The sequence below is a fragment of the Serratia sp. LTN-2 genome (genome assembly GCF_059740205.1).
In genome coordinates, this window is record NZ_JCAXDO010000001.1 from 253,305 (window position 1) to 271,770 (window position 18,466).

An 18,466-nucleotide genomic window follows, 5' to 3' on the forward strand; every position below is an offset into this window, starting at 1 on the left:
GCCCCTGGCAACCCGCGCCTTTGCCCTATCAGACGGTTGGCTTTGCCAACGTTACTCAGCCCATCCCTGGGCCTCGCCCCTTCGGGGCCGCTGCAAGCAGCGTTCAAATATGCTCCAGGCAGATTTGTCCTCTCTCCGCCATACCGCATTGAGGCCGGTTGCGACAGGCGTCCCTGCCTGTCTCACCTGAAACCGCCGTCCATGGCGGTTTCTCCTAATGCGCTATGCCTGCGTTCGGCGTCTTCAAGGGTGCCCAACACCCTGCTTATCTCACTATTTTTATTGCTTTTCATAACGCAACATCAAACGAATGGGATAAGAATGGTTCATCGCATCTTAGCGTGAACTTTTTACTCGCAAGCCAGCTCGAACAGCCGTCGTGCCGCCGGGGTCAGCCCCAGCATGTGAATGCAGGCATGCACCAGGCCCGGCAATCGTTCGCAGCGTACCGGCACGCCTGCCTCGCGCAGCCGCTGCGCATACTGCTCGGCCTCATCGCGTAGCGGATCATATTCGCAGCTCAGGATGGTGGCCGGCGGCAACCCGCGCAGCGTGGCGGCATGCAGCGGTTCGCCGTAGGGTTCGCGTCGCTGGGCCAGATACTGCTGCCAACAAAATACCATCGCGTCGCGCGTCAGAAAGTGCCCTTCGGCGAACTCACGATAGCTGGTCGTCGCCATCTCGCGGCTGAGCGCCGGATACAGCAGCAGCTGACGTTCAATGTGCGGGCCGCCACGATCCCGCGCCAGCTGCGCAACCGCCGCCGCCAGATTGCCCCCGGCGCTGTCGCCGCCCACCGCCAGGCGCTCAGCGTCAATCCCTAACTGCGGCGCCTGTTGCGCAGCCCAACAGAGCGCCTGATAGACATCTTCCAGCGGCTGCGGAAAAGGAAACTCCGGCGCCAGCCGATAATCGACCGACAGGATCACCCGGCCGGTGGCGTTAGCCAGCGCCTGACAGGGCCGATCGTACAGCGCCAGCGAACCGAGGCACCAGCCGCCGCCGTGGGCGAACAGCATCGCCGGCTGCGCAGCGGCGTGCCTTTCCCCGGCTGGAAAATAAGCGCGCAGCGCAATCCGATGTCCGTCGGTGGCAACCAGCGTAAAATCCCTGACCCCGCCACTCGGTTCCGCCTCGCCCTGTAGCTGACGCAAACCGGTTTCCGTGGCCGCCCGCATTTCCGCCAGCGAAGCGGGTGGCGGTGCGTCGGCCGATGCCGTCAAAAAAGCGGCGATGCGTTCATCAAGCGGCATGCTGCTCTCCCGCCAGGAACGGCGTAATCAGTGCGATAAACGCCTCATGACACTCCTCGGTGATGAAATGGCCGCAGCCGGCGACCGTTTCACCCCGCAGATCGCACGCATTGCCCTGCAACGTCGTCAACGGCGCGTCACCGGTGGCGTGCTCCGCCCCCACGGTCAGCACCGGCATCGCCAAGGGCGTGACGGCGCGCAGTCGGTTCTGGCGAACGGTCTCCGGGATCGCGCGATAATAATCGAATCCGGCACGCAATCCGCCCGGCGCCGAATAGGCGGCGATATACACCTCCGCCGCCACCCGATCGCGCCGGTAGGACCAGCGGTTGAAGATATAACCGAGATACTCCCGTTCACGCCCCTGGGTCAGGGTCTCCGGCAAATCCGCCAGCTGGTTGAACATGAAATGCCACAGGAAGATGTTCTCCTCCGGCGCAACGAAAATCGGCGGCGGCGGCGCCAGGCCAGGGATTACCGCCTCCGTCAGCACCAGGCGCTCCACCGCCTGCGGGAAATCGCTCGCCATGGCATAACCGACCCACATGCCGATGTCGTGGCCGACCAGTTGGTAGCGTTCATGGCCCAGTTGCGCCATCATCGCGTGCAACGCCGCGCCGACGCTGCCGGTGTCATAGCCGCCGACGGGCCTGTCCGAATCGCCGATGCCCGGCGGATCGACGGCGATCGCCTGAAAACCGGCCGCTGCCAGGGCACGCATCACATGGCGCCAGGTGTACCAGGTTTGCGGCCAGCCGGGGATCAGCAGCACCGGCCGCCCTTCACCGGCTATCACGCAGTGGATACGTTGGCCATTGACCTGGGTATAGACGTGTTCCGCCCCGAGATCCTGCAACAGGATCTCGTTTTCTTGTTGTTTCATGGGGTGACTCCCTGAAGAGTTAGGCTCAGCGAATGCCGAGCAAGGCATTGATCTGCTGTGGGTTGACCGGCGCACCGGCGAAGTCATCGAACACTTTGTCGGTGACATGGATGATGCGATCGCGAATGAAGGCCGCGCCTTCGCGCGCGCCGTCCTGCGGGTTTTTCAGGCAGCACTCCCACTCCAGTGTCGCCCACCCCTGATAGCCGTACTGCGTCAGCCGGGAAAATATGCCGTTGAAATCGACCTGGCCGTCGCCCAGCGAGCGGAAGCGGCCGGCGCGATCGGTCCAGGATTGATAGCCGCCGTAAATGCCCTGCCGACCGGTCGGATTGAACTCGGCGTCCTTGACGTGGAACATGCCGATAACGTCCTTATAAATATCGATAAACTCCAGATAGTTCAGCTGTTGCAACACCATGTGGCTCGGATCGAACAGCACCCGGCAACGTGGGTGGTGGCCGACGCGTTCCAGAAACATCTCGTAGGTCACGCCGTCATGCAGATCTTCACTCGGGTGAATTTCGTAGCACAGGTTGATGCCCTGCTCGTCGCAGGCGTTGAGCACCGGCAGCCAGCGTTTGGCCAGCTCGCCGAACGCGGTGTCGATCAGCCCGGCCGGGCGCTGCGGGAACGGGAACAGATAGGGCCAGGCCAGCGAACCGGAAAAAGTGCCCAGTTCAGTGAGCCCGAGCCGCGCCGAGGCTTTTACCGCCAACAGCATTTGCTGCCGCGCCCACTCGCTGCGCGCGTTGGCATCGCCGTGCAACGTCGGCGGCGCGAAGCTGTCGCACAGCGCATCGTAAGCCGGGTGCACCGCCATCAGTTGACCGAAAATATGGCTGGTCAGTTCGCTGACCACCAACCCATGCTCCGCCAACATGCCGGTCAGATCGTCGCAGTAGGTCTGGCTTTGCGCAGCGGTGGCCACGTCGAATAAACGCCGATCCCAGGCCGGGATCTGCAACGCGCTAAAACCGGTCTGCGCCGCCCACTCGGCAATGGCGGGCAGGCTGTTGAACGGCGCCGCGTCATCGCTGAATTGCGCGAGATGCAGGCTTGGACCTTTGAGGGTTTTCATCGTAAACTCCTATTGGTTGTCGATTGGCAAACAATAGGAGCAAAGCGTGGCGACCGCAAGCGAAATTTATAAAGGCATTGGTATTCCCGCCGATTTAAGCGATCCTATGTCGCTGAATGGCAGGTAAATTGGAGCAGCGAATGGCAGGCAGACCGCGCGAGTTCGATCGCGAACAGGCACTCTTGAAGGCGCGAAACTTATTCTGGCGGCAGGGTTACGAAGGCACCTCGATGTCGGATCTGGTGGCGGAGCTGGGCATTGCTTCCGCCCGCATCTACAAAGCGTTTGGTTCCAAAGAGCAGCTGTTCCGCGAGGCGATCGCCAGTTACGAAACCGCAGAAGGCGGCTTTGCCGATCGCGCCTTCGCGCAGGAAAGCGGCATTCGGCCGGCGATCAAACGCCTGCTGGAAGATGCCGTGCGGCTCTATAGCCGGCCGGATCTGCCGCAGGGCTGCATGGTGGTCTCCGCCGCCGCCAGCGTCAGCGCAGAAAACGACGGGCTAAAAGTCTGGCTGGCAGAGCACCGGCTGCAGCGCACGCAGCAAATCGTCGAACGGCTGCGCCAGGCGGTGCAAACCGGCGAGCTGCCGGCCGACACCGACGCCGACAGCCTGGGGGACTATTTCGCCGTCTTCCTTCACGGCTTGTCGATTCAAGCCCGTGACGGCGTCACGCAAGCGCGGTTGTTGGCCGCGGTCACGGTGGCGCTTACGGCTTTGGATAGCCGTGTTTGATCGATCCTCAGGCGCGCCTTCTATGTGGGCACGAATGGCGGTGAAGGAACCGCGTTTGTGACAAAATCTGCGACGTGAGGATTAGTATTTTCCGGCTTATGAATCAAAGCAACCTGATACGGGATCTGTTCTCCACTAAGCCGACAAAAAGAAACGTTTGCCCAGCCGCTTTTTTGCATGAATTCAGGGACCAGACTGACTCCTAATCCCGAAGCAACAAGGCCGACTATCGTTTCCATCTGCACGGCTCGCTGAACAACCTCAGGAGCAAATCCTGCCTTTTCGCAGGCCTCAATGATAGCGCGATAGAGACCTGGCCCTTCTTGCTCAGGAAACAATACCCACGGCTCCGTGGCCAAGGCAGAAAGCGACAGAGTGCCGCGGGTTCCGGCAGGATGTTTACTCGACAAAACGGCAATCAGCGGGCAGCTAAAAAATGGATGGCAGGACAGTTTCGGTATGGCGTATTCAGGAACAGGTAAAACCGCAATGCCAATATCAAGCGTGTCCTCCAAAAGGCTCGCAACCTGTCGCGCCGTCGTCATTTCTTTCAATTCAAGAACAACCTGCGGACAGGAAAAGTGAAAACGGGCGACTATTTCGGGAAGCAGATGTCTGACGGCGGAGGCTACAAAACCGATGCGCAAAGCCCCCGTCATTCCCTGACCGGCGCGTCGCGTCAGCAACATCGACCTTTCCATCTGCATCAGCGTCGCAACCGCTTCTTTCTGTAACACTTTGCCTGCCGGCGTCAGCGCCGTTATACGATTGGTTCGTTCAAAAAGCCGGGTGCCCAACGCCTCTTCCATATGACGGATCGCAGCGGTAAGGGGCGGCTGAGCCATATGCAGGCGCTCTGCCGCTTTCCTGATATTCATGGTCTCCGCAACAGCAAGAAACTGGCGAAGCTGACGCAGGGTGAGCATATCGCGATACCTTAAACGTATTAAGAAAGCCTCACGATAGTATTAGACACACTAGCAAGGCCGCCTGAAGATGCTTTCTGTATATATTCGCGGAGCAGAAATAACAATGAGCATACTCAGATCGTTGTCACTGACCTACCGAAGCCTAAATATGTTGCTGGCCCTCCTTGTGATGTCGGCATCACCCACACTGGCTGTATCGAAAGAAAATGAAATCTCCGCGCCGATAAAGCGAACAGACAGGTACATTGTGCTTGCGGACGGAGGGCAACTCCATGTCAGGGAAGTCCGCCTGAAATCTGAAGGCAAGATACCGCAACCGCCTGTGCTGCTGATTCATGGCGCGCGGGTTCCCGGCCTCGCCTCTTTTGATTTGCCTGTCAAAGGCGGCTCTCTGGCAGCAGATCTGGCATTAGCAGGCTTTCGTGTGTACATCCTCGATCTGCGGGGGTATGGACTATCCAGCCGCCCGGCCGCGATGAATAGCCCTCCAGACCAATCGGCGCCGTTAATCCGCACTGCGGATGCCGTGACCGATATCGCTCACGCCGTGCAGGCTATTCAGGCGTGGAGCGGCGCCCCTCGCGTTAACCTCCTGGGATGGGCGACGGGAGGACACTGGGCGGGCGCTTATGCGGCCCAATACCCACAGAATGTGGAACGACTGGTGCTCTATAACACGCTTTATGGCGGAGCCACCCACCATCCGCTGCTGGGCCAGGGATCGCCGCTGGATGATCCTCAAAATCCGGGACATTTCAACGCAGCCAAATTTGGTGGCTGGAACCTGAGCACGCGGGACAGTCTGTTTGTCGCCTGGGATAGCAGCATACCCGTGGCGGATAAAACACAGTGGCGTGATGAAACAGTGAAACGCGCTTACGGCGATGCCGCACTGGCATCGGATAACACCTCGCAGCGCAGAACGCCACACAGTTTCAGGGCGCCGACAGGCGCCATGGCAGACAGCTTTGAGCTGGCGATGGGCAAAAAACAGTGGTCGGCAACCGCCTTAACCACCGTTCCCGTGTTGGTTATTCGCTCAGAACGTGATTTTTGGAGCCGGCCTGAAGATATGGACGCCATCATGAAAGATGCCCCTTTAGCCGAAAAGCTGGTCATTCCTGAGGCGACACATTTTGTCCATCTCGATAGAGATAACGCCGGCAGACAACGTTTTCTTCAGGGCGTCGTCAGATTTCTGGCGCAACCCCAGTCCAAACACGGCGCTTAATCCTCCGGCAGGTCGACAATCACCAGCGTGCCTGCGCTGCCCGGCAACACGCGGTGCGGCACGCCGGCCGCGGCCTGATACAGCTGGCCGGCCCGCACCACCACCTCTTCCCCCGCCACCTGCAGCCGCAGGTGGCCGCTGATCACCAGCAATCCTTCGCTGTAATCATGCACTTCATCCTCAATGCTGCGCGCGTCCATACGCAGCACTTTGATATTGGCCGCACCGACGCGGCCCAACACGCTTGAGCGCCAGGCCTCGGGCAGTTCGGCGGCCCGCAGATTTAAATCGAACAGCATCGGAATCCTCCGGGTGCATGAAAAAACGCACTCTAGCCCGATCCTGCCCCGCAGTGAAAGACGCTTTGGTTGCAGGTTATGACCGTTGGTTCTGAGGCGAAACGCGCCAGACGGACGCTTACGGCAGCAGCGTCGCCGCTTCACGATCGGCGATAATCAGCAGGTCCGGATGCAACATCAAAACGCTGGCAGGCACCTCGGCCTCCACCGGCCCGCAGATAATGCGCCGCAAGATGCCCGCTTTGTGTGAACCGTTGACGAGCAGCACCAGCTTTTTCGCGGCCATCACGCTCGCCGGCCCCAGGGTCACGTAATGATCGGGCAACCATTCAGCGCGGCCGCCGACTTCTTTCAGCAAGATTTCGGCCAGGTCCGGCCTGGCGGAAACCGGCACCCGGCAGGCGCCGTCTTCAAAGGCGGTGGTGCCCGGCAAATTGCCGCAGTAGTGGCCGTCTGCGCCGACGCCCATCACGATCGCGTCCAGCCCGCCATCCTCGGCGATACGTCGATCGTGCTGGAGGTAGTTGTCCGAATTCAAGACGTGCAGTTGCCGCTCGGGGATCGCCGCCGGGCCGAAGAACAGGCGATGGAGATTCTCCATGGTGACGCCGTAGCCCGACCGACCGGCGTAAGGAATTTCATCGAAATTATAGTAATGCGCATTGGCGAACTCCGCGTGACCCTTGACGCACGGGGCCAACAGCTCATACATCCGTTTGGGCGTCGAACCGGCGGTGATAGCCAGATTGACGCGCTGCGGACGCATCATATAACTCAACAGCAGGCCGGCGGCAAGCTCACTCATTTCCTGATAATCATTAGCGACGACAAGTTTCATTCCCTGCTCCTTTTTCCAAAAAAAAAACCTAACCGCCCTCCCGTTCTATTCGATGCCGGGGAGCCGTTAGGTTTTGCCTGATCGGGTCAGTAACAATCCGTTTGTTGTCAGGTTATGGCGGCCAGAAATGAAATGCAATCCGCGTTGTGTGATGCACGCCGCAATTGCAGCGATGCCTTTTCGCGCCCTATACCGGCACCCGGCGGCTGATCTCCACCACCTGATCGCTGGGCAGGTAGTAATAGTCCGTGACGTGCATGCCGTTGCGCACCATCAGCGCGAACAGATTGCGCTGCCAGGACGGTAGCCGGTCGGCCGCCTCGCGGCGCACCACGGTTTCATGGCCGAGATAGTAGGTCGCTTCGTCGAAGTTCAGGCCGCATTTCTGCGCCTCGACGTGCTGCAAGAGTTGCGGAATGTTCGGCCGCTCCATAAAGCCATAGCTGGCCACGCCGCACCAAAAGCCCGGTGCCAGCTCACGCATCACCAGGCGTTCGGCATTCGCTACCCGCGGCTCGTTGACGATGGCGATGGTCAGCGCCAGCACGTTGGCGTGCAGCGAACCGTTGCGCTTGACCTGCCATTTCATTACCGGCGGCGTGCCCTGCAGGCTGCGGGTCAGGAATACCGCTGTACCCGGCACGCGCGGTACGGATTCACGGCGGATTTTCGCCAGGAAATCCTCTATCGGTACCATCGTTTCGCCCAGAGTGCGCGCAGCCGCCAACACCCCGCGATGCCAGATCAGCATCACGGTATAGACCGCGGCCGCCAACAGCAGTGGGATATAACCGCCCTGCAGCACCTTGGTCAGGTTGGCCGTCAGGAAACTCAGATCGACCACGAAGAAACACCCCGCGACCAACAGACTGGAGAGCAGCCCCCAGCGCCACACCTCGCGCATGGCGACGAACAGCAAGCCGGTGGTCATGATCATGGTCAGCGAGACGGCGATGCCGTAGGCGGCGGCCAGATTGTCCGACGATTTGAAGAACACCGTCAGGAACAGCGTCACCACCATCAGCAGCCAGTTGATGGCGCCGATGTAGATTTGCCCGTAGCTCTCCTCGGTAGTTTGCTTAACCCGCAGCCGCGGCAACCAACCCAGTTGGATCGCCTGTCGGGTCATGGAAAATGCGCCGCTGATGATCGCCTGGCTGGCGATGATCGTCGCCAGGGTGGCCAGGATCACCAGCGGGATCAGCAGCGCCGGCGGGCATAAACGGAAGAAGATGTTTTGCGTGACGTCGGCGCCGCTCAGGATCAGCGCGGCCTGCCCGGCGTAGTTGAGCAACAGACTGGGAAAAACGATGCCGAACCAGGCCAGCCAAATCGGCCGTTTGCCGAAATGCCCCATGTCGGCGTACAACGCCTCGGCGCCGGTGACGCACAGAAACACGCCGCCCAGCACCAGGAAACTGGTCAGCCCGTTGGAGAACAAAAAATGAATGCCGTACAGCGGATTCAGCGCCAACAGTACCGCCGGGTGTTGAACAATGCCCCACACGCCCAGCGCCGCGATCGACAGGAACCACAGCGCCATGATCGGCCCGAACACGCGGCCGATGCGCGCGGTGCCCAGCGGCTGAATGGCGAACAGGCTGAGTAAAATCACCACCGCCGCCGGCAGAATATAGGGCTGCGACGCCGGCAGCACGATGTTCAGCCCCTCGAGGGCGGAGAGCACCGAGATGGCCGGCGTGATGGCGCCGTCGCCGTAAATCAGCGCCGCGCCGAACAGGCCGGCGAACAACACCAGCGGCCGGGACTTCTGCTTGCTGACCAGCAGCGACATCAGCGCCATGATGCCGCCCTCACCGCGGTTGCCAATGCGCATGGCGAACATGGCGTATTTGAGCGAGGTGACGATCACCAGCGTCCAGAAAATCAGCGACAGCAGGCCGAGGATCACCGGCGCAGAAGGCGCATCGCCGGAGAGAAACAGCACGGTTTTCAGGGTGTACAGCGGGCTGGTGCCGATATCGCCGAACACCACGCCCAATGCGCCCAACGCCAGCGGCGCCAGACCGCTTTTGTTCGCCCCTTCCGTATCATTGCCGACAGACATCTGCTCGCTCCTTAGCGTTGCGCCGAGAGTTAAAATTATTGTCACTTTATTACCGGCGTGCCACTCGTCCGGCAGGATAAGCATAACCTAACCGTCATCTTCACGGGTTACAGTATCGCGCGTTTGCGGCGCAGAAACCGCCGCCGGTGAGCAACGGTTGAGAAACGCCGCCGCAGGATGGTCTATAGTGCTTATGCGATTGTCACTTTCTTGTTTGCGCGCGCCGTGGGAGAAGTGAAATGAACGTCCGGCTCAACACTCATGTTTCCGCCCGGCGCCTGCTGCCCAACGGCTGGGACGTCATCGCCTTTCCGCTGATCATCGGCCTGATCGCCATGATGGCTATCGGCCTGCACCAAACCCTGCAACCGCTCGCGACGCTGAAAACGCAGGCGGTATCGCTCGATCCCGCCAACCTGCCGGAATACGCCCTGCGCACCACGCTGCGCATGCTGGTGGCGATGGTGGCTGCGTTGGCGTTCTCGCTGGTCTACGGCACCCTGGCGGCCAAGAGCCGGCGCGCCGAGAAAGTGCTGGTGCCGATCCTCGATATTCTGCAGTCGGTGCCGGTGCTCGGTTACATCTCCTTCACCGTGACCTTCTTCATCGCCTTGTTCCCTGGCCGGGTGCTGGGGGTCGAGCTGGCGGCAATGTTCGCCATCTTCACCAGCCAGGCGTGGAACATGACCTTCAGCTTCTATCAGTCTCTGCGGACCGTGCCGCGCGATTTGCAAGAAGTGGCGCGCGGTTTCCATCTCAGCCCTTGGCAACGCTTCTGGAAGCTGGACGCGCCGTTCGCCATGCCGGGCCTTATCTGGAACATGATGATGTCGATGTCCGGCGGTTGGTTCTTTATCGTGGCGTCGGAAGCGATCACCGTCGGCAACAACACCTTTACCTTGCCGGGTATCGGCGCCTATCTCGCGCAGGCGATCCTCAGCAAGGATCTGCACGCCATCGGCTGGGTGTTGCTCACCATGACGGGGGTGATCCTGGCCTACGACCAGCTGCTGTTCCGGCCATTGGTGGCGTGGGCGGATAAATTCCGCATGGAAACGACCCGCTCGGCGAACGCCCCAACCTCCTGGCTGTTGAATCTGATGCGCCGCACGCGTCTGATCCACCTGCTGCTGACGCCCTTGGGCGCGTTGCTGGCTAAAACCGCGCGCCTGAAACTGAGCCCGCCCGCCCGCTCGCCGCACCGTACCGACCCCGTCAAACGCCAACGGCGCTCGCGCGTTATCGACCGCTGCTGGAGCGCCGTCGTGATCCTGGCGACGCTTGCTGTGGCCTGGCGCGTCATTCTGTATGTGCAGACCGGCGTGACGCTCAATGACGTGGGCCAGGTGATGGTGCTGGGGTTGATCACGCTGCTGCGCGTGACCGTGCTGATCGCCCTGTCATCGCTGATCTGGGTGCCGCTCGGCGTGCTGATCGGCCTGCGCCCGGCGTTGGCCGGGAAAATCCAGCCGATAGCCCAGTTTCTGGCTGCGTTTCCGGCCAACCTGCTGTTCCCGGTATTCGTCATCACCATCGTACATTTCCAACTGAATCCCGATATCTGGCTGTCGCCGCTGATCGTGCTCGGCACCCAGTGGTACATCCTGTTCAACGTGGTGGCGGGCGCCAGCGCACTGCCCAACGACTATCGCGAAGCCGCCACCAACTTCCATATTCGCGGTTGGCAATGGTGGCGCCAGGTGATGCTGCCAGGTATTTTCCCCTATTACGTCACCGGCGCCATCACCGCCTCAGGCGGCGCCTGGAACGCCAGCATCGTGGCCGAGCTCGTTCAATGGGGCAGCACCCAGGTGAAAGCACACGGGCTGGGCGCTTACATCGCCGAAACCACCACCGCCGGCGATTTCCCCAAGATTATTTTAGGCATCGCCGTGATGTCGTTGTTCGTCACGCTGTTCAACCGCTTGCTGTGGCGCCCGCTTTACGCCTATGCAGAATCCCGCTTCCGCATCGATTAAGGAGCCGTTCAGATGTCAGAACTCCACCCAACGCAGACGGCCCGCACGCCCGGCGAGGAAATTTTAGCGGTCAACGCGGTCAGCCATGGTTATGACAAGGCGCACGGCGAGCTGCTGATCCTCGACGGCGTCAATTTGTCGCTGCGGGCGGGCGAGATCGTCGGGCTGCTGGGCCGATCAGGTTCAGGCAAATCGACGCTGCTGCGCATCATCGCCGGCCTGGTTACCCCCACCGCCGGTGCGGTGAACTATTTGGGGCGGCCGTTGAACGGCCCCGCCCAAGGCGTCGCCATGGTATTTCAAACCTTTGCGCTGTTCCCCTGGCTTACGGTGCTGCAAAACGTCGAGGCCGGGCTGGAGGCGCTGGGCGTCGCCCCTGCCGAACGGCGCGAGCGGGCGCTGGCGGCCATCGACCTGATCGGCCTGGACGGCTTCGAAAACGCCTACCCGCGCGAACTCTCCGGCGGCATGCGGCAACGCGTGGGCTTTGCGCGCGCGTTGGTGGTGGACCCGACGCTGCTGCTGATGGATGAGCCGTTCTCGGCGCTGGACGTATTGACCGCCGAAACGCTGCGTACCGACCTGCTGGACCTGTGGACCGAGGGACGGATGCCGATCAAATCGGTGCTGATCGTCACGCACAACATCGAGGAGGCGGTTTTCATGTGCGATCGCATCCTGTTGCTCTCGTCCAACCCTGGCCGGGTGATCGCCGAAATCAAGGTGCCGTTCAGTCACCCGCGCAACCGGTTGGATCCGCAATTCCGCCGTCTGGTGGACGATGTGTACGCCAAGATGACCGCCCGCCCACATGACGGCAATGTCAAAAAAGGGTTGAAGCTCGGTACATGGCTGCCGCACGTCTCCACCAACCTGATCGCCGGCCTGATCGAAACGCTGGCCGCCGCGCCCTATTTCGGCCGCGCCGACATGCCGGAGATCGCCCTTTCGCTGCATCTGGAGGTGGATGAACTGTTCCCCATCGCCGAAGTGCTGCAGTCGCTGGGCTTCGCCGACGTGCGTGAGGGCGATATCTTCCTGACGCCGCCGGCGCGCGCTTTCGCTGATGGCGACGTCCAGGCGCGCAAAGTGCTGTTCGCGGAGCATCTGCTGCGCTATGTACCGCTGGCCGCGCTGATCAAAAACGTGTTGGACGAACGGCCGGGTCATCGCGCGCCGCGCGTGCGCTTCGAGCAGGAACTGGAGGACTCGCTGTCGGACAGCGCCGCCAAAGAGACGCTGGATACGGTCATCAACTGGGGCCGCTACGGCGAGATCTTCTCCTACAACGATCAAACGGCGTTCTTCAGCCTGGAGGACGTCGAGTTTTAAGCGAGCCGGCTCTCATTGGCTTCGCGTCGCAGCCACTGCCGCAGGTTTTCGCCTTCCTGCGACAGTTCGCTATCCAGGCGAGCACATAGGTAATAATCACGGCCGTCGTCGATCGGCAGATCGAACATTTTGATCAACTCGCCGCTGTCAAGATACTGGGCAATTAACGGCTCGCGCATCAATGCACACCCCAATCCCGCCTGCACCGCCGCCAGCGTCAGCAATCCGTCTTCGAACATCGGCCCTATGCTGCGCAGCGGGCGTTTAACGCCGGACTGCTGAAACCATTGCATCCAGGTATTGCGTTCCTCGTCGTGCAGCAGCGGCAGCGTCGCCAGCTGATCCGGCGTATCGAGCAAACCGTGCAGTTTACTGAATGCCCGGCTGCACACCGGCACCATTTGGCCGGACATCAGCTTTTCGCTGCGATAGCCGGTCCACTGCCCAACCCCGAAGCGGATCGACAGATCGGCGGCGTCGCTCAGGTAATTGCGGTGGTTGGCGTAAACCACATTGATGTCGATATCCGGATTTTCCCGCAGAAAGCCGCGCAGCCGCGGAATGAACCAGCCCATGCCGAACAGTGGGATCAGGCTGATGGTGACCTGCCGCGATGCGGACTGCTCGCGCACGTGTTCGGTCGCCTGGCGCAGCACGTTAAACGCCGAGCGGATCGAGCGGTAATATTCCCGCCCCTCGCCGCGCAGCACCAGATGGCGCCCCTGCCTTTCGGTCAACGGCATCTGCAAGAATGCCTCCAGCGTTTTCAGCTGATGGCTGACCGCCGAGGGCGAAATCATCAGTTCCTTCGCCGCCGCGCTGATGCTGCCCAGGCGCGCGATGGCCTCGAACGCCCGCACGGCGCGCAGCGGCGGATCGTTCGGCAGCATCGGCAACGGCTCATCGTACTGTTCTGTTTTTTTCATATATCGATTGTTTTATGGAAAATTCGGAAGAAGGGTTTATTTAATATACATAAAAATCAACGCATTAAAATCACTCGTTTTTTGTATAAGAAAGTATTTTTCCGTATTTTACAATTTTTTTAAATTCTCTACTGTGAGCCTCCTGACTCATTATCTCCGGACTCTCCCTATGGATACGCTGGTACAGCAGACCGTCAACGGTTTGATGCTCGGCAGCATCTATGCGCTGATCGCACTCGGCTACACCATGGTGTACGGCATCCTGCGCATCATCAACTTCGCGCACGGCGACGTGCTGATGATCGGCGCGCTCAGCGCGCTGTCGGCGATCGGCGTGCTGCAGCATCATTTCCCCGCGTTACCGCCCTACGCCACGCTGCTGCTGGCGGCCCTGTTCGCCATGTCCGTCTGCGCCATTACCTCGATGGCGATCGAACGTCTGGCCTATCGCCGGTTGCGCACTGCACCGCGCCTGGCCCCGCTGATCAGCGGCATCGGCGTCTCGCTGCTGCTGCAAACCCTGGCGATGCTGATCTGGTCACGCAATCCCCTGATGTTTCCGCAGCTGTTGCCGATGACGCCCATCGCCCTGACCGCAGGCAGCGCCGAACATGCGCCGGCGGTGATCACCGGCACCGCGATCGTCACGCTGGCGGTGGCCGTGGCGGTCATGGCCGGCCTCTGGCTGCTGGTCGAACACAGCCGTTTCGGCCGCGCCATGCGCGCCACGGCGGAAAACCCGCAGGTCGCCGGCCTGATGGGCATCAGTCCTGACCGCATCATCGTTCTGACCTTTGCGCTCGGCGGCGCGCTGGCGGCGGTAGCCGGCATCATGATGGCCAGCAACTACGGCAACGCCGGTTTCTCGATGGGCTTTTTGCCCGGCATCAAAGCCTTTACCGCCGCCGTGCTCGGCGGCATCGGCAACCTGCGCGGCGCGATGCTCGGCGGTTTGCTGCTGGGGCTGTTCGAATCGCTGGGCACCGGCTATCTCGGCGAGCTGACCGGCGGCGTGTTCGGCAGCAACTACCAGGACGTGTTTGCGTTTCTGGTGCTGATCGCCGTGCTGGTCTTCCGCCCCTCCGGGCTGTTGGGCGAACGCATCGCCACGCGCGCATAAGGACATCACGATGACCGTTTTAACTTCCACGCTTCCCCTGGCCACGCCTCGGCGCGCCAGGCTGGGGCTGACGCTGTTCATTCTCGCCCTGCTGCTGGCACCCTGGGTAGCGGGCGCCGCCGGCGGCAACTACTGGGTGCGCGTCATCGACTTCGCACTGCTGTACCTGATGCTGGCGCTCGGGCTGAACATCGTGGTGGGCATGACCGGCTTGCTGGACATGGGCTTTATCGCTTTTTACGCCGTTGGCGCCTATCTGGCCGCGCTGCTGTCGTCACCGCATCTGACGCAGCAGTTCCCGCTGCTGCTGCAGTGGTTCCCCGACGGGCTGCACCTGTCGATGCTGTGGCTGATCCCGCTGGCGGCGCTGCTGGCGGCGGCGTGCGGCATTCTGCTCGGCGCGCCGACGCTGCGGCTACGCGGCGACTACCTGGCGATCGTCACGCTCGGTTTCGGCGAGATCGTGCGCATTTTGATGCGCAATCTCGACCGACCGGTCAACCTCACCAACGGCCCCAAAGGCATTTCCGGCATCGACCCGGTCAGCCTGTTCGCCCTGAAGTTTTCCGGCATGCATGAGTGGTTCGGCGTGCGTTTCTCCGGCCTGTACCTCTATTACTACCTGTTCGCCGCGCTGCTGCTGGCGATCCTGTTTATCAGCCTGCGGCTGCAGAATTCGCGCATCGGCCGCGCATGGACGGCGATCCGCGAAGACGAGGACGCCGCGCGGGCGATGGGCATCAACACCCGCAACTTCAAGCTGTTGGCCTTTGCCATCGGCGCCACCTTCGGCGGCGTGGCCGGCGCGCTGTTCGCCGCGTTTCAGGGCTTCGTGTCGCCGGAATCGTTCACCCTGCAGGAATCGATCGCCGTACTGGCGATGGTGGTGCTCGGCGGCATGGGGCACATCCCCGGCGTGATCCTGGGCGCGCTGCTGCTGGCCGCCCTACCGGAGCTGCTGCGCAGCAGCATGGGGCCGCTGCAGCAGGCGCTGTTCGGTCAGGTGCTGATCGATCCGGAAATTATCCGCCAACTGTTTTACGGCCTGGCGCTGATCCTGGTGATGCTGTATCGCCCGGCGGGCCTGTGGCCGGCCCGCCACCTAAGAGGAAACGCCGCATGACGCCTTTGCTCGCTTTACACCACGTCAGCAAACGCTTCGGCGGCCTGACGGCGGTGGATGACGTCAGCATGAGCATCCGCCAAGGAGAGATCTACGGCCTGATCGGGCCGAACGGCGCCGGTAAAACCACCTGCTTCAATCTTATCACCGGCCTGTACCGTGCCGACGAGGGCGAATTTCGCCTGTCGGGCCAGCGCTACAGGCCCCAGGCGATCGATAAAGTGGCGCAGGCCGGCATCGCCCGCACCTTCCAGAACCTGCGGCTGTTCAACGAAATGAGCGTGCTGGAAAACGTAATGGTCGGCTGCCACGTACGCACCCGCAACGGCCTGTGGGCGGCAATCGCCCGCCACCGCCGCGCCAGGGAGGAAGAACAGGCGGTGCGCGACAAGTCCCATGCGCTGCTGGAGTATGTCGGCATCGGCCAATTCGCCCATTACCGCGCCGGGGATCTCGCCTACGGCCACCAGCGCCGTCTGGAGATCGCCCGCGCGCTGGCGACCGAACCCCGTCTGCTGGCGCTGGACGAACCGGCGGCCGGCATGAACGCCGGAGAAAAAGTGGCGCTGCGCGAGCTGCTGCTGCGCATTCGCGACAGCGGCAAAACGCTGCTGTTGATCGAACACGACGTCAAGCTGGTAATGGGTTTGTGCGATCGCCTGACGGTGCTGGACTACGGCAAAGCGATCGCCGAAGGCGAGCCGGCGCAGGTAAGGCGCGAACCGGCGGTCATTCAGGCCTATCTGGGAGGCGGCGCGCATGTCTGAAGCCCTGCTGAGCGTTAAACGACTCAAAGTGTCTTACGGCGGCATTCATGCGGTCAAAGGCATCGATTTTACGGTCAACGCCGGCGAACAGGTCACGCTGATCGGCGCCAATGGCGCGGGCAAGACCTCCAGCCTGCGGGCACTGACCGGGCTGCAACCGTTCGAGGGCGACATCCTGTTCGATGGGCGCTCGATTCGCGGCGTGCCGCCGCACCGCTTGCTGCAACAGGGGCTGGTGATGGTGCCGGAAGGTCGCGGCATTTTCACCCGCCTGACGGTGCGAGAAAACCTGCAGCTGGGCGCCTATGCGCGCCGTGACAAACCGGCGGTGCGGCACGATTTCGAACGGGTATGCGCCACCTTCCCGCGCCTGAACGAGCGCCTGCATCAACCGGCCGGGCTGCTTTCGGGCGGCGAGCAGCAGATGGTGGCGATGGGCCGCGCGCTGCTCAGCCGCCCGCGCCTGTTGATATTGGACGAACCGTCGATGGGGCTGGCGCCGATTGTGGTGGAGGCCATTTTTTCGGTCATCAAACGGTTGGCCCGTGACGGCGTCACGCTATTGCTGGTCGAGCAAAATGCCCGCCTGGCGCTGGAGTCTACCGATCGCGCCTATGTGTTGGACAGCGGCAGCCTGAGCCACAGCGGCCGCTCCGCCGCGATGCTGGACGATGAAAAAATCAAACGGATCTATTTGGGTGAATAACCGTTGTTACCTTTAACCGCACCAGGAGTATGACATGCAGCAGAACTTTCGCATCAAGCCGTTGGCGCTGGCCGCCGTGACGATGATCCTGAGCCTCCCGGCGCTGGCGGACGACACCGTGCTGATCGGCCTGGCCGGGCCGCTGACCGGCCCTTCCGCCCGCATCGGCAAAGATCTCGAAAACGGGGCGCGGCTGGCGATTGCCGACGCCAACGCGCAAAAACCGACGCTGAACGGCAAATCGGTCACCTTCAAATTGCTGTCCGAGGACGATCAGTCCGATCCGCGCACCGCCGTGGCCGTGGCGCAGCGTTTGGTCGACGAGGGCGTGGCCGGCGTGGTCGGCCACTGGAACACCGGCACCAGCATCCCGGCGGCGCGCATCTACCACGACGCCGGCATCGCCCAGGTGGCACCGGTCGCCACCGGCCACGGCTACACGCAGCAAGGCTTTGACACCAGCTTTCGCGTGATGGGCCACGACGACGACGGCGGCAACTATGCCGGGCAGTATGCGGTGAAAACGCTAAAAGCCCAGCGCATCGCGGTGATCGACGATCGCACCGCTTTTGGCCAAGGCCTGGCGGACGAGTTCATCAAATCGCTGCAGGCCCAGGGCGTGCAGCCGGTCACCCGCGAGTACGTCGACGACAAGACCGTCGATTTCAGCGCCGTGCTGACCACCGTGCGCAGCAAAAACGCCGATCTGATCTTCTTCGGCGGCGTGGACTCTCAGGCGGCGCCGCTGGCGCGCAAACTGAAACAGCTGGGCATGAACGCGCAACTGATGGGCGCCGGCGGCTTTGTCAGCCAGACCTTCCTGACGCTAGCGCAGCGGGAAGGCGAAGGCGTGGTGGCGCTGGAGCCGGGGCTGCCGCTGGAACAGATGCCGGGCGGCAAGGCGTTTGAACAAGCCTACCGCGATCGTTACCACACCCACATCGAACTGCATGCGCCCTTCGCCTACGACGCCACCCGGGTGCTGATCGCCGCCATCGAACAGGCCGGCTCGGCCAATCCGGCCGATTACCTGCCGAAACTGCGCGCCATACATTACCAGGGCGTGACCGGCGCCATTGCCTTCGATGCGCAGGGCAACCTGCAACAGCCGAGCTTCACCCTGTACCGGGTAGTGGACGGCAAATGGCAGCCGCAAACCGTGTTGGGCGGCGCCAAACCACAATAAATCAAGAGGAG

Annotated in this window: 17 protein-coding genes; 9 read left to right on the forward strand and 8 right to left on the reverse strand. The window is 61.8% G+C overall.

Features of this window, described 5'->3' with window-relative positions; genetic code table 11:
- Positions 1-350: 350 nt before the first annotated feature.
- The 3 genes from AC6BYQ_RS01140 to AC6BYQ_RS01150 are packed head-to-tail and all read right to left on the reverse strand — an operon-like array spanning position 351 to position 3,217.
- Entirely contained in the window at positions 351-1,253 is a 903-nt protein-coding gene (locus tag AC6BYQ_RS01140) for an alpha/beta hydrolase (protein ID WP_435980984.1), read from the reverse strand.
- Positions 1,243-2,136 (reverse strand): alpha/beta fold hydrolase, encoded by an 894-nt coding sequence (locus tag AC6BYQ_RS01145; protein ID WP_498056147.1) that lies wholly within the window; start codon positions 2,134-2,136, stop codon positions 1,243-1,245. The genes AC6BYQ_RS01140 and AC6BYQ_RS01145 overlap by 11 nt, the downstream gene beginning before the upstream one ends.
- A gap of 25 nt (positions 2,137-2,161) precedes the next feature.
- On the reverse strand, positions 2,162-3,217 hold the full coding sequence (locus AC6BYQ_RS01150; protein WP_498056148.1) for a sugar phosphate isomerase/epimerase family protein: 1,056 nt from the start codon (positions 3,215-3,217) through the stop codon (positions 2,162-2,164).
- Between the two features lie 140 nt (positions 3,218-3,357).
- On the opposite strand from AC6BYQ_RS01150, the gene AC6BYQ_RS01155 reads away from it, so the two are divergent.
- Positions 3,358-3,951, forward strand: a complete 594-nt coding sequence (locus tag AC6BYQ_RS01155) for a TetR/AcrR family transcriptional regulator (protein WP_498056149.1) — start codon at positions 3,358-3,360, stop codon at positions 3,949-3,951.
- A 20-nt stretch (positions 3,952-3,971) separates the two neighbouring features.
- Here AC6BYQ_RS01155 and AC6BYQ_RS01160 read toward each other — a convergent pair whose 3' ends face one another.
- Complete coding sequence (locus AC6BYQ_RS01160; protein WP_498056150.1) at positions 3,972-4,877, reverse strand: LysR family transcriptional regulator; 906 nt, start codon at positions 4,875-4,877, stop codon at positions 3,972-3,974.
- A 151-nt stretch (positions 4,878-5,028) separates the two neighbouring features.
- Between AC6BYQ_RS01160 and AC6BYQ_RS01165 the strand changes: the two genes are divergently transcribed.
- Positions 5,029-6,111 (forward strand): alpha/beta fold hydrolase, encoded by a 1,083-nt coding sequence (locus AC6BYQ_RS01165; RefSeq protein WP_498056151.1) that lies wholly within the window; start codon positions 5,029-5,031, stop codon positions 6,109-6,111.
- On the opposite strand, the gene AC6BYQ_RS01170 is transcribed toward AC6BYQ_RS01165, so the two are convergent.
- The 3 genes from AC6BYQ_RS01170 to AC6BYQ_RS01180 form a co-directional block, all read right to left on the reverse strand.
- On the reverse strand, positions 6,108-6,410 hold the full coding sequence (locus tag AC6BYQ_RS01170; RefSeq protein WP_498056152.1) for a cupin domain-containing protein: 303 nt from the start codon (positions 6,408-6,410) through the stop codon (positions 6,108-6,110). The two genes, AC6BYQ_RS01165 and AC6BYQ_RS01170, sit on opposite strands and share 4 nt — an antisense overlap.
- 118 nt (positions 6,411-6,528) lie before the next feature.
- On the reverse strand, positions 6,529-7,248 hold the full coding sequence (locus AC6BYQ_RS01175; protein ID WP_498056153.1) for a glucosamine-6-phosphate deaminase: 720 nt from the start codon (positions 7,246-7,248) through the stop codon (positions 6,529-6,531).
- A gap of 187 nt (positions 7,249-7,435) precedes the next feature.
- A complete protein-coding gene (locus tag AC6BYQ_RS01180) occupies positions 7,436-9,316 on the reverse strand; it encodes a potassium transporter Kup (protein ID WP_498056154.1) in 1,881 nt (626 codons plus the stop codon).
- Between the two features lie 239 nt (positions 9,317-9,555).
- Between AC6BYQ_RS01180 and AC6BYQ_RS01185 the strand changes: the two genes are divergently transcribed.
- Together AC6BYQ_RS01185 and AC6BYQ_RS01190 are read left to right on the forward strand one after the other, a co-directional pair.
- Positions 9,556-11,295, forward strand: a complete 1,740-nt coding sequence (locus AC6BYQ_RS01185; protein WP_498056155.1) for an ABC transporter permease — start codon at positions 9,556-9,558, stop codon at positions 11,293-11,295.
- Positions 11,296-11,307: 12 nt separating this feature from the next.
- Positions 11,308-12,627, forward strand: a complete 1,320-nt coding sequence (locus tag AC6BYQ_RS01190; RefSeq protein WP_019455446.1) for an ABC transporter ATP-binding protein — start codon at positions 11,308-11,310, stop codon at positions 12,625-12,627.
- Here the strand turns inward: AC6BYQ_RS01190 and AC6BYQ_RS01195 are convergent.
- The gene (locus AC6BYQ_RS01195) at positions 12,624-13,553 is read right to left on the reverse strand and encodes a LysR substrate-binding domain-containing protein (RefSeq protein ID WP_498056156.1); all 930 of its coding nucleotides are present in this window, start codon (positions 13,551-13,553) and stop codon (positions 12,624-12,626) included. The genes AC6BYQ_RS01190 and AC6BYQ_RS01195 overlap by 4 nt on opposite strands.
- Positions 13,554-13,722: 169 nt before the next feature.
- Here AC6BYQ_RS01195 and AC6BYQ_RS01200 point away from each other — a divergent pair, with 169 nt between their 5' ends.
- The 5 genes from AC6BYQ_RS01200 to AC6BYQ_RS01220 all read left to right on the forward strand — a co-directional run bounded on the left by AC6BYQ_RS01200 (position 13,723) and on the right by AC6BYQ_RS01220 (position 18,455).
- Positions 13,723-14,673 (forward strand): branched-chain amino acid ABC transporter permease, encoded by a 951-nt coding sequence (locus AC6BYQ_RS01200; RefSeq protein ID WP_154746246.1) that lies wholly within the window; start codon positions 13,723-13,725, stop codon positions 14,671-14,673.
- Positions 14,674-14,683: 10 nt separating this feature from the next.
- On the forward strand, positions 14,684-15,796 hold the full coding sequence (locus tag AC6BYQ_RS01205) for an ABC transporter permease subunit (RefSeq protein ID WP_498056157.1): 1,113 nt from the start codon (positions 14,684-14,686) through the stop codon (positions 15,794-15,796).
- On the forward strand, positions 15,793-16,563 hold the full coding sequence (locus AC6BYQ_RS01210; RefSeq protein WP_154746248.1) for an ABC transporter ATP-binding protein: 771 nt from the start codon (positions 15,793-15,795) through the stop codon (positions 16,561-16,563). The genes AC6BYQ_RS01205 and AC6BYQ_RS01210 overlap by 4 nt, the downstream gene beginning before the upstream one ends.
- On the forward strand, positions 16,556-17,269 hold the full coding sequence (locus AC6BYQ_RS01215; RefSeq protein ID WP_498056158.1) for an ABC transporter ATP-binding protein: 714 nt from the start codon (positions 16,556-16,558) through the stop codon (positions 17,267-17,269). The genes AC6BYQ_RS01210 and AC6BYQ_RS01215 overlap by 8 nt, the downstream gene beginning before the upstream one ends.
- A gap of 82 nt (positions 17,270-17,351) precedes the next feature.
- Positions 17,352-18,455, forward strand: coding sequence for a branched-chain amino acid ABC transporter substrate-binding protein (locus AC6BYQ_RS01220; RefSeq protein ID WP_370520170.1), 1,104 nt, complete (start codon positions 17,352-17,354; stop codon positions 18,453-18,455).
- The last annotated feature ends 11 nt before the right edge of the window (positions 18,456-18,466 follow it).

What these genes read in the sequence shown, in the direction of transcription:
- AC6BYQ_RS01140 (WP_435980984.1), bottom strand. Translation starts at nt 1,253, where the DNA reads ATGCCGCTTGATGAACGCATCGCCGCTTTTTTGACGGCATCGGCCGAC.
- AC6BYQ_RS01145 (WP_498056147.1), bottom strand. Translation starts at nt 2,136, where the DNA reads ATGAAACAACAAGAAAACGAGATCCTGTTGCAGGATCTCGGGGCGGAA.
- AC6BYQ_RS01150 (WP_498056148.1), bottom strand. Translation starts at nt 3,217, where the DNA reads ATGAAAACCCTCAAAGGTCCAAGCCTGCATCTCGCGCAATTCAGCGAT.
- AC6BYQ_RS01155 (WP_498056149.1), top strand. Translation starts at nt 3,358, where the DNA reads ATGGCAGGCAGACCGCGCGAGTTCGATCGCGAACAGGCACTCTTGAAG.
- AC6BYQ_RS01160 (WP_498056150.1), bottom strand. Translation starts at nt 4,877, where the DNA reads ATGCTCACCCTGCGTCAGCTTCGCCAGTTTCTTGCTGTTGCGGAGACC.
- AC6BYQ_RS01165 (WP_498056151.1), top strand. Translation starts at nt 5,029, where the DNA reads ATGTTGCTGGCCCTCCTTGTGATGTCGGCATCACCCACACTGGCTGTA.
- AC6BYQ_RS01170 (WP_498056152.1), bottom strand. Translation starts at nt 6,410, where the DNA reads ATGCTGTTCGATTTAAATCTGCGGGCCGCCGAACTGCCCGAGGCCTGG.
- AC6BYQ_RS01175 (WP_498056153.1), bottom strand. Translation starts at nt 7,248, where the DNA reads ATGAAACTTGTCGTCGCTAATGATTATCAGGAAATGAGTGAGCTTGCC.
- AC6BYQ_RS01180 (WP_498056154.1), bottom strand. Translation starts at nt 9,316, where the DNA reads ATGTCTGTCGGCAATGATACGGAAGGGGCGAACAAAAGCGGTCTGGCG.
- AC6BYQ_RS01185 (WP_498056155.1), top strand. Translation starts at nt 9,556, where the DNA reads ATGAACGTCCGGCTCAACACTCATGTTTCCGCCCGGCGCCTGCTGCCC.
- AC6BYQ_RS01190 (WP_019455446.1), top strand. Translation starts at nt 11,308, where the DNA reads ATGTCAGAACTCCACCCAACGCAGACGGCCCGCACGCCCGGCGAGGAA.
- AC6BYQ_RS01195 (WP_498056156.1), bottom strand. Translation starts at nt 13,553, where the DNA reads ATGAAAAAAACAGAACAGTACGATGAGCCGTTGCCGATGCTGCCGAAC.
- AC6BYQ_RS01200 (WP_154746246.1), top strand. Translation starts at nt 13,723, where the DNA reads ATGGATACGCTGGTACAGCAGACCGTCAACGGTTTGATGCTCGGCAGC.
- AC6BYQ_RS01205 (WP_498056157.1), top strand. Translation starts at nt 14,684, where the DNA reads ATGACCGTTTTAACTTCCACGCTTCCCCTGGCCACGCCTCGGCGCGCC.
- AC6BYQ_RS01210 (WP_154746248.1), top strand. Translation starts at nt 15,793, where the DNA reads ATGACGCCTTTGCTCGCTTTACACCACGTCAGCAAACGCTTCGGCGGC.
- AC6BYQ_RS01215 (WP_498056158.1), top strand. Translation starts at nt 16,556, where the DNA reads ATGTCTGAAGCCCTGCTGAGCGTTAAACGACTCAAAGTGTCTTACGGC.
- AC6BYQ_RS01220 (WP_370520170.1), top strand. Translation starts at nt 17,352, where the DNA reads ATGATCCTGAGCCTCCCGGCGCTGGCGGACGACACCGTGCTGATCGGC.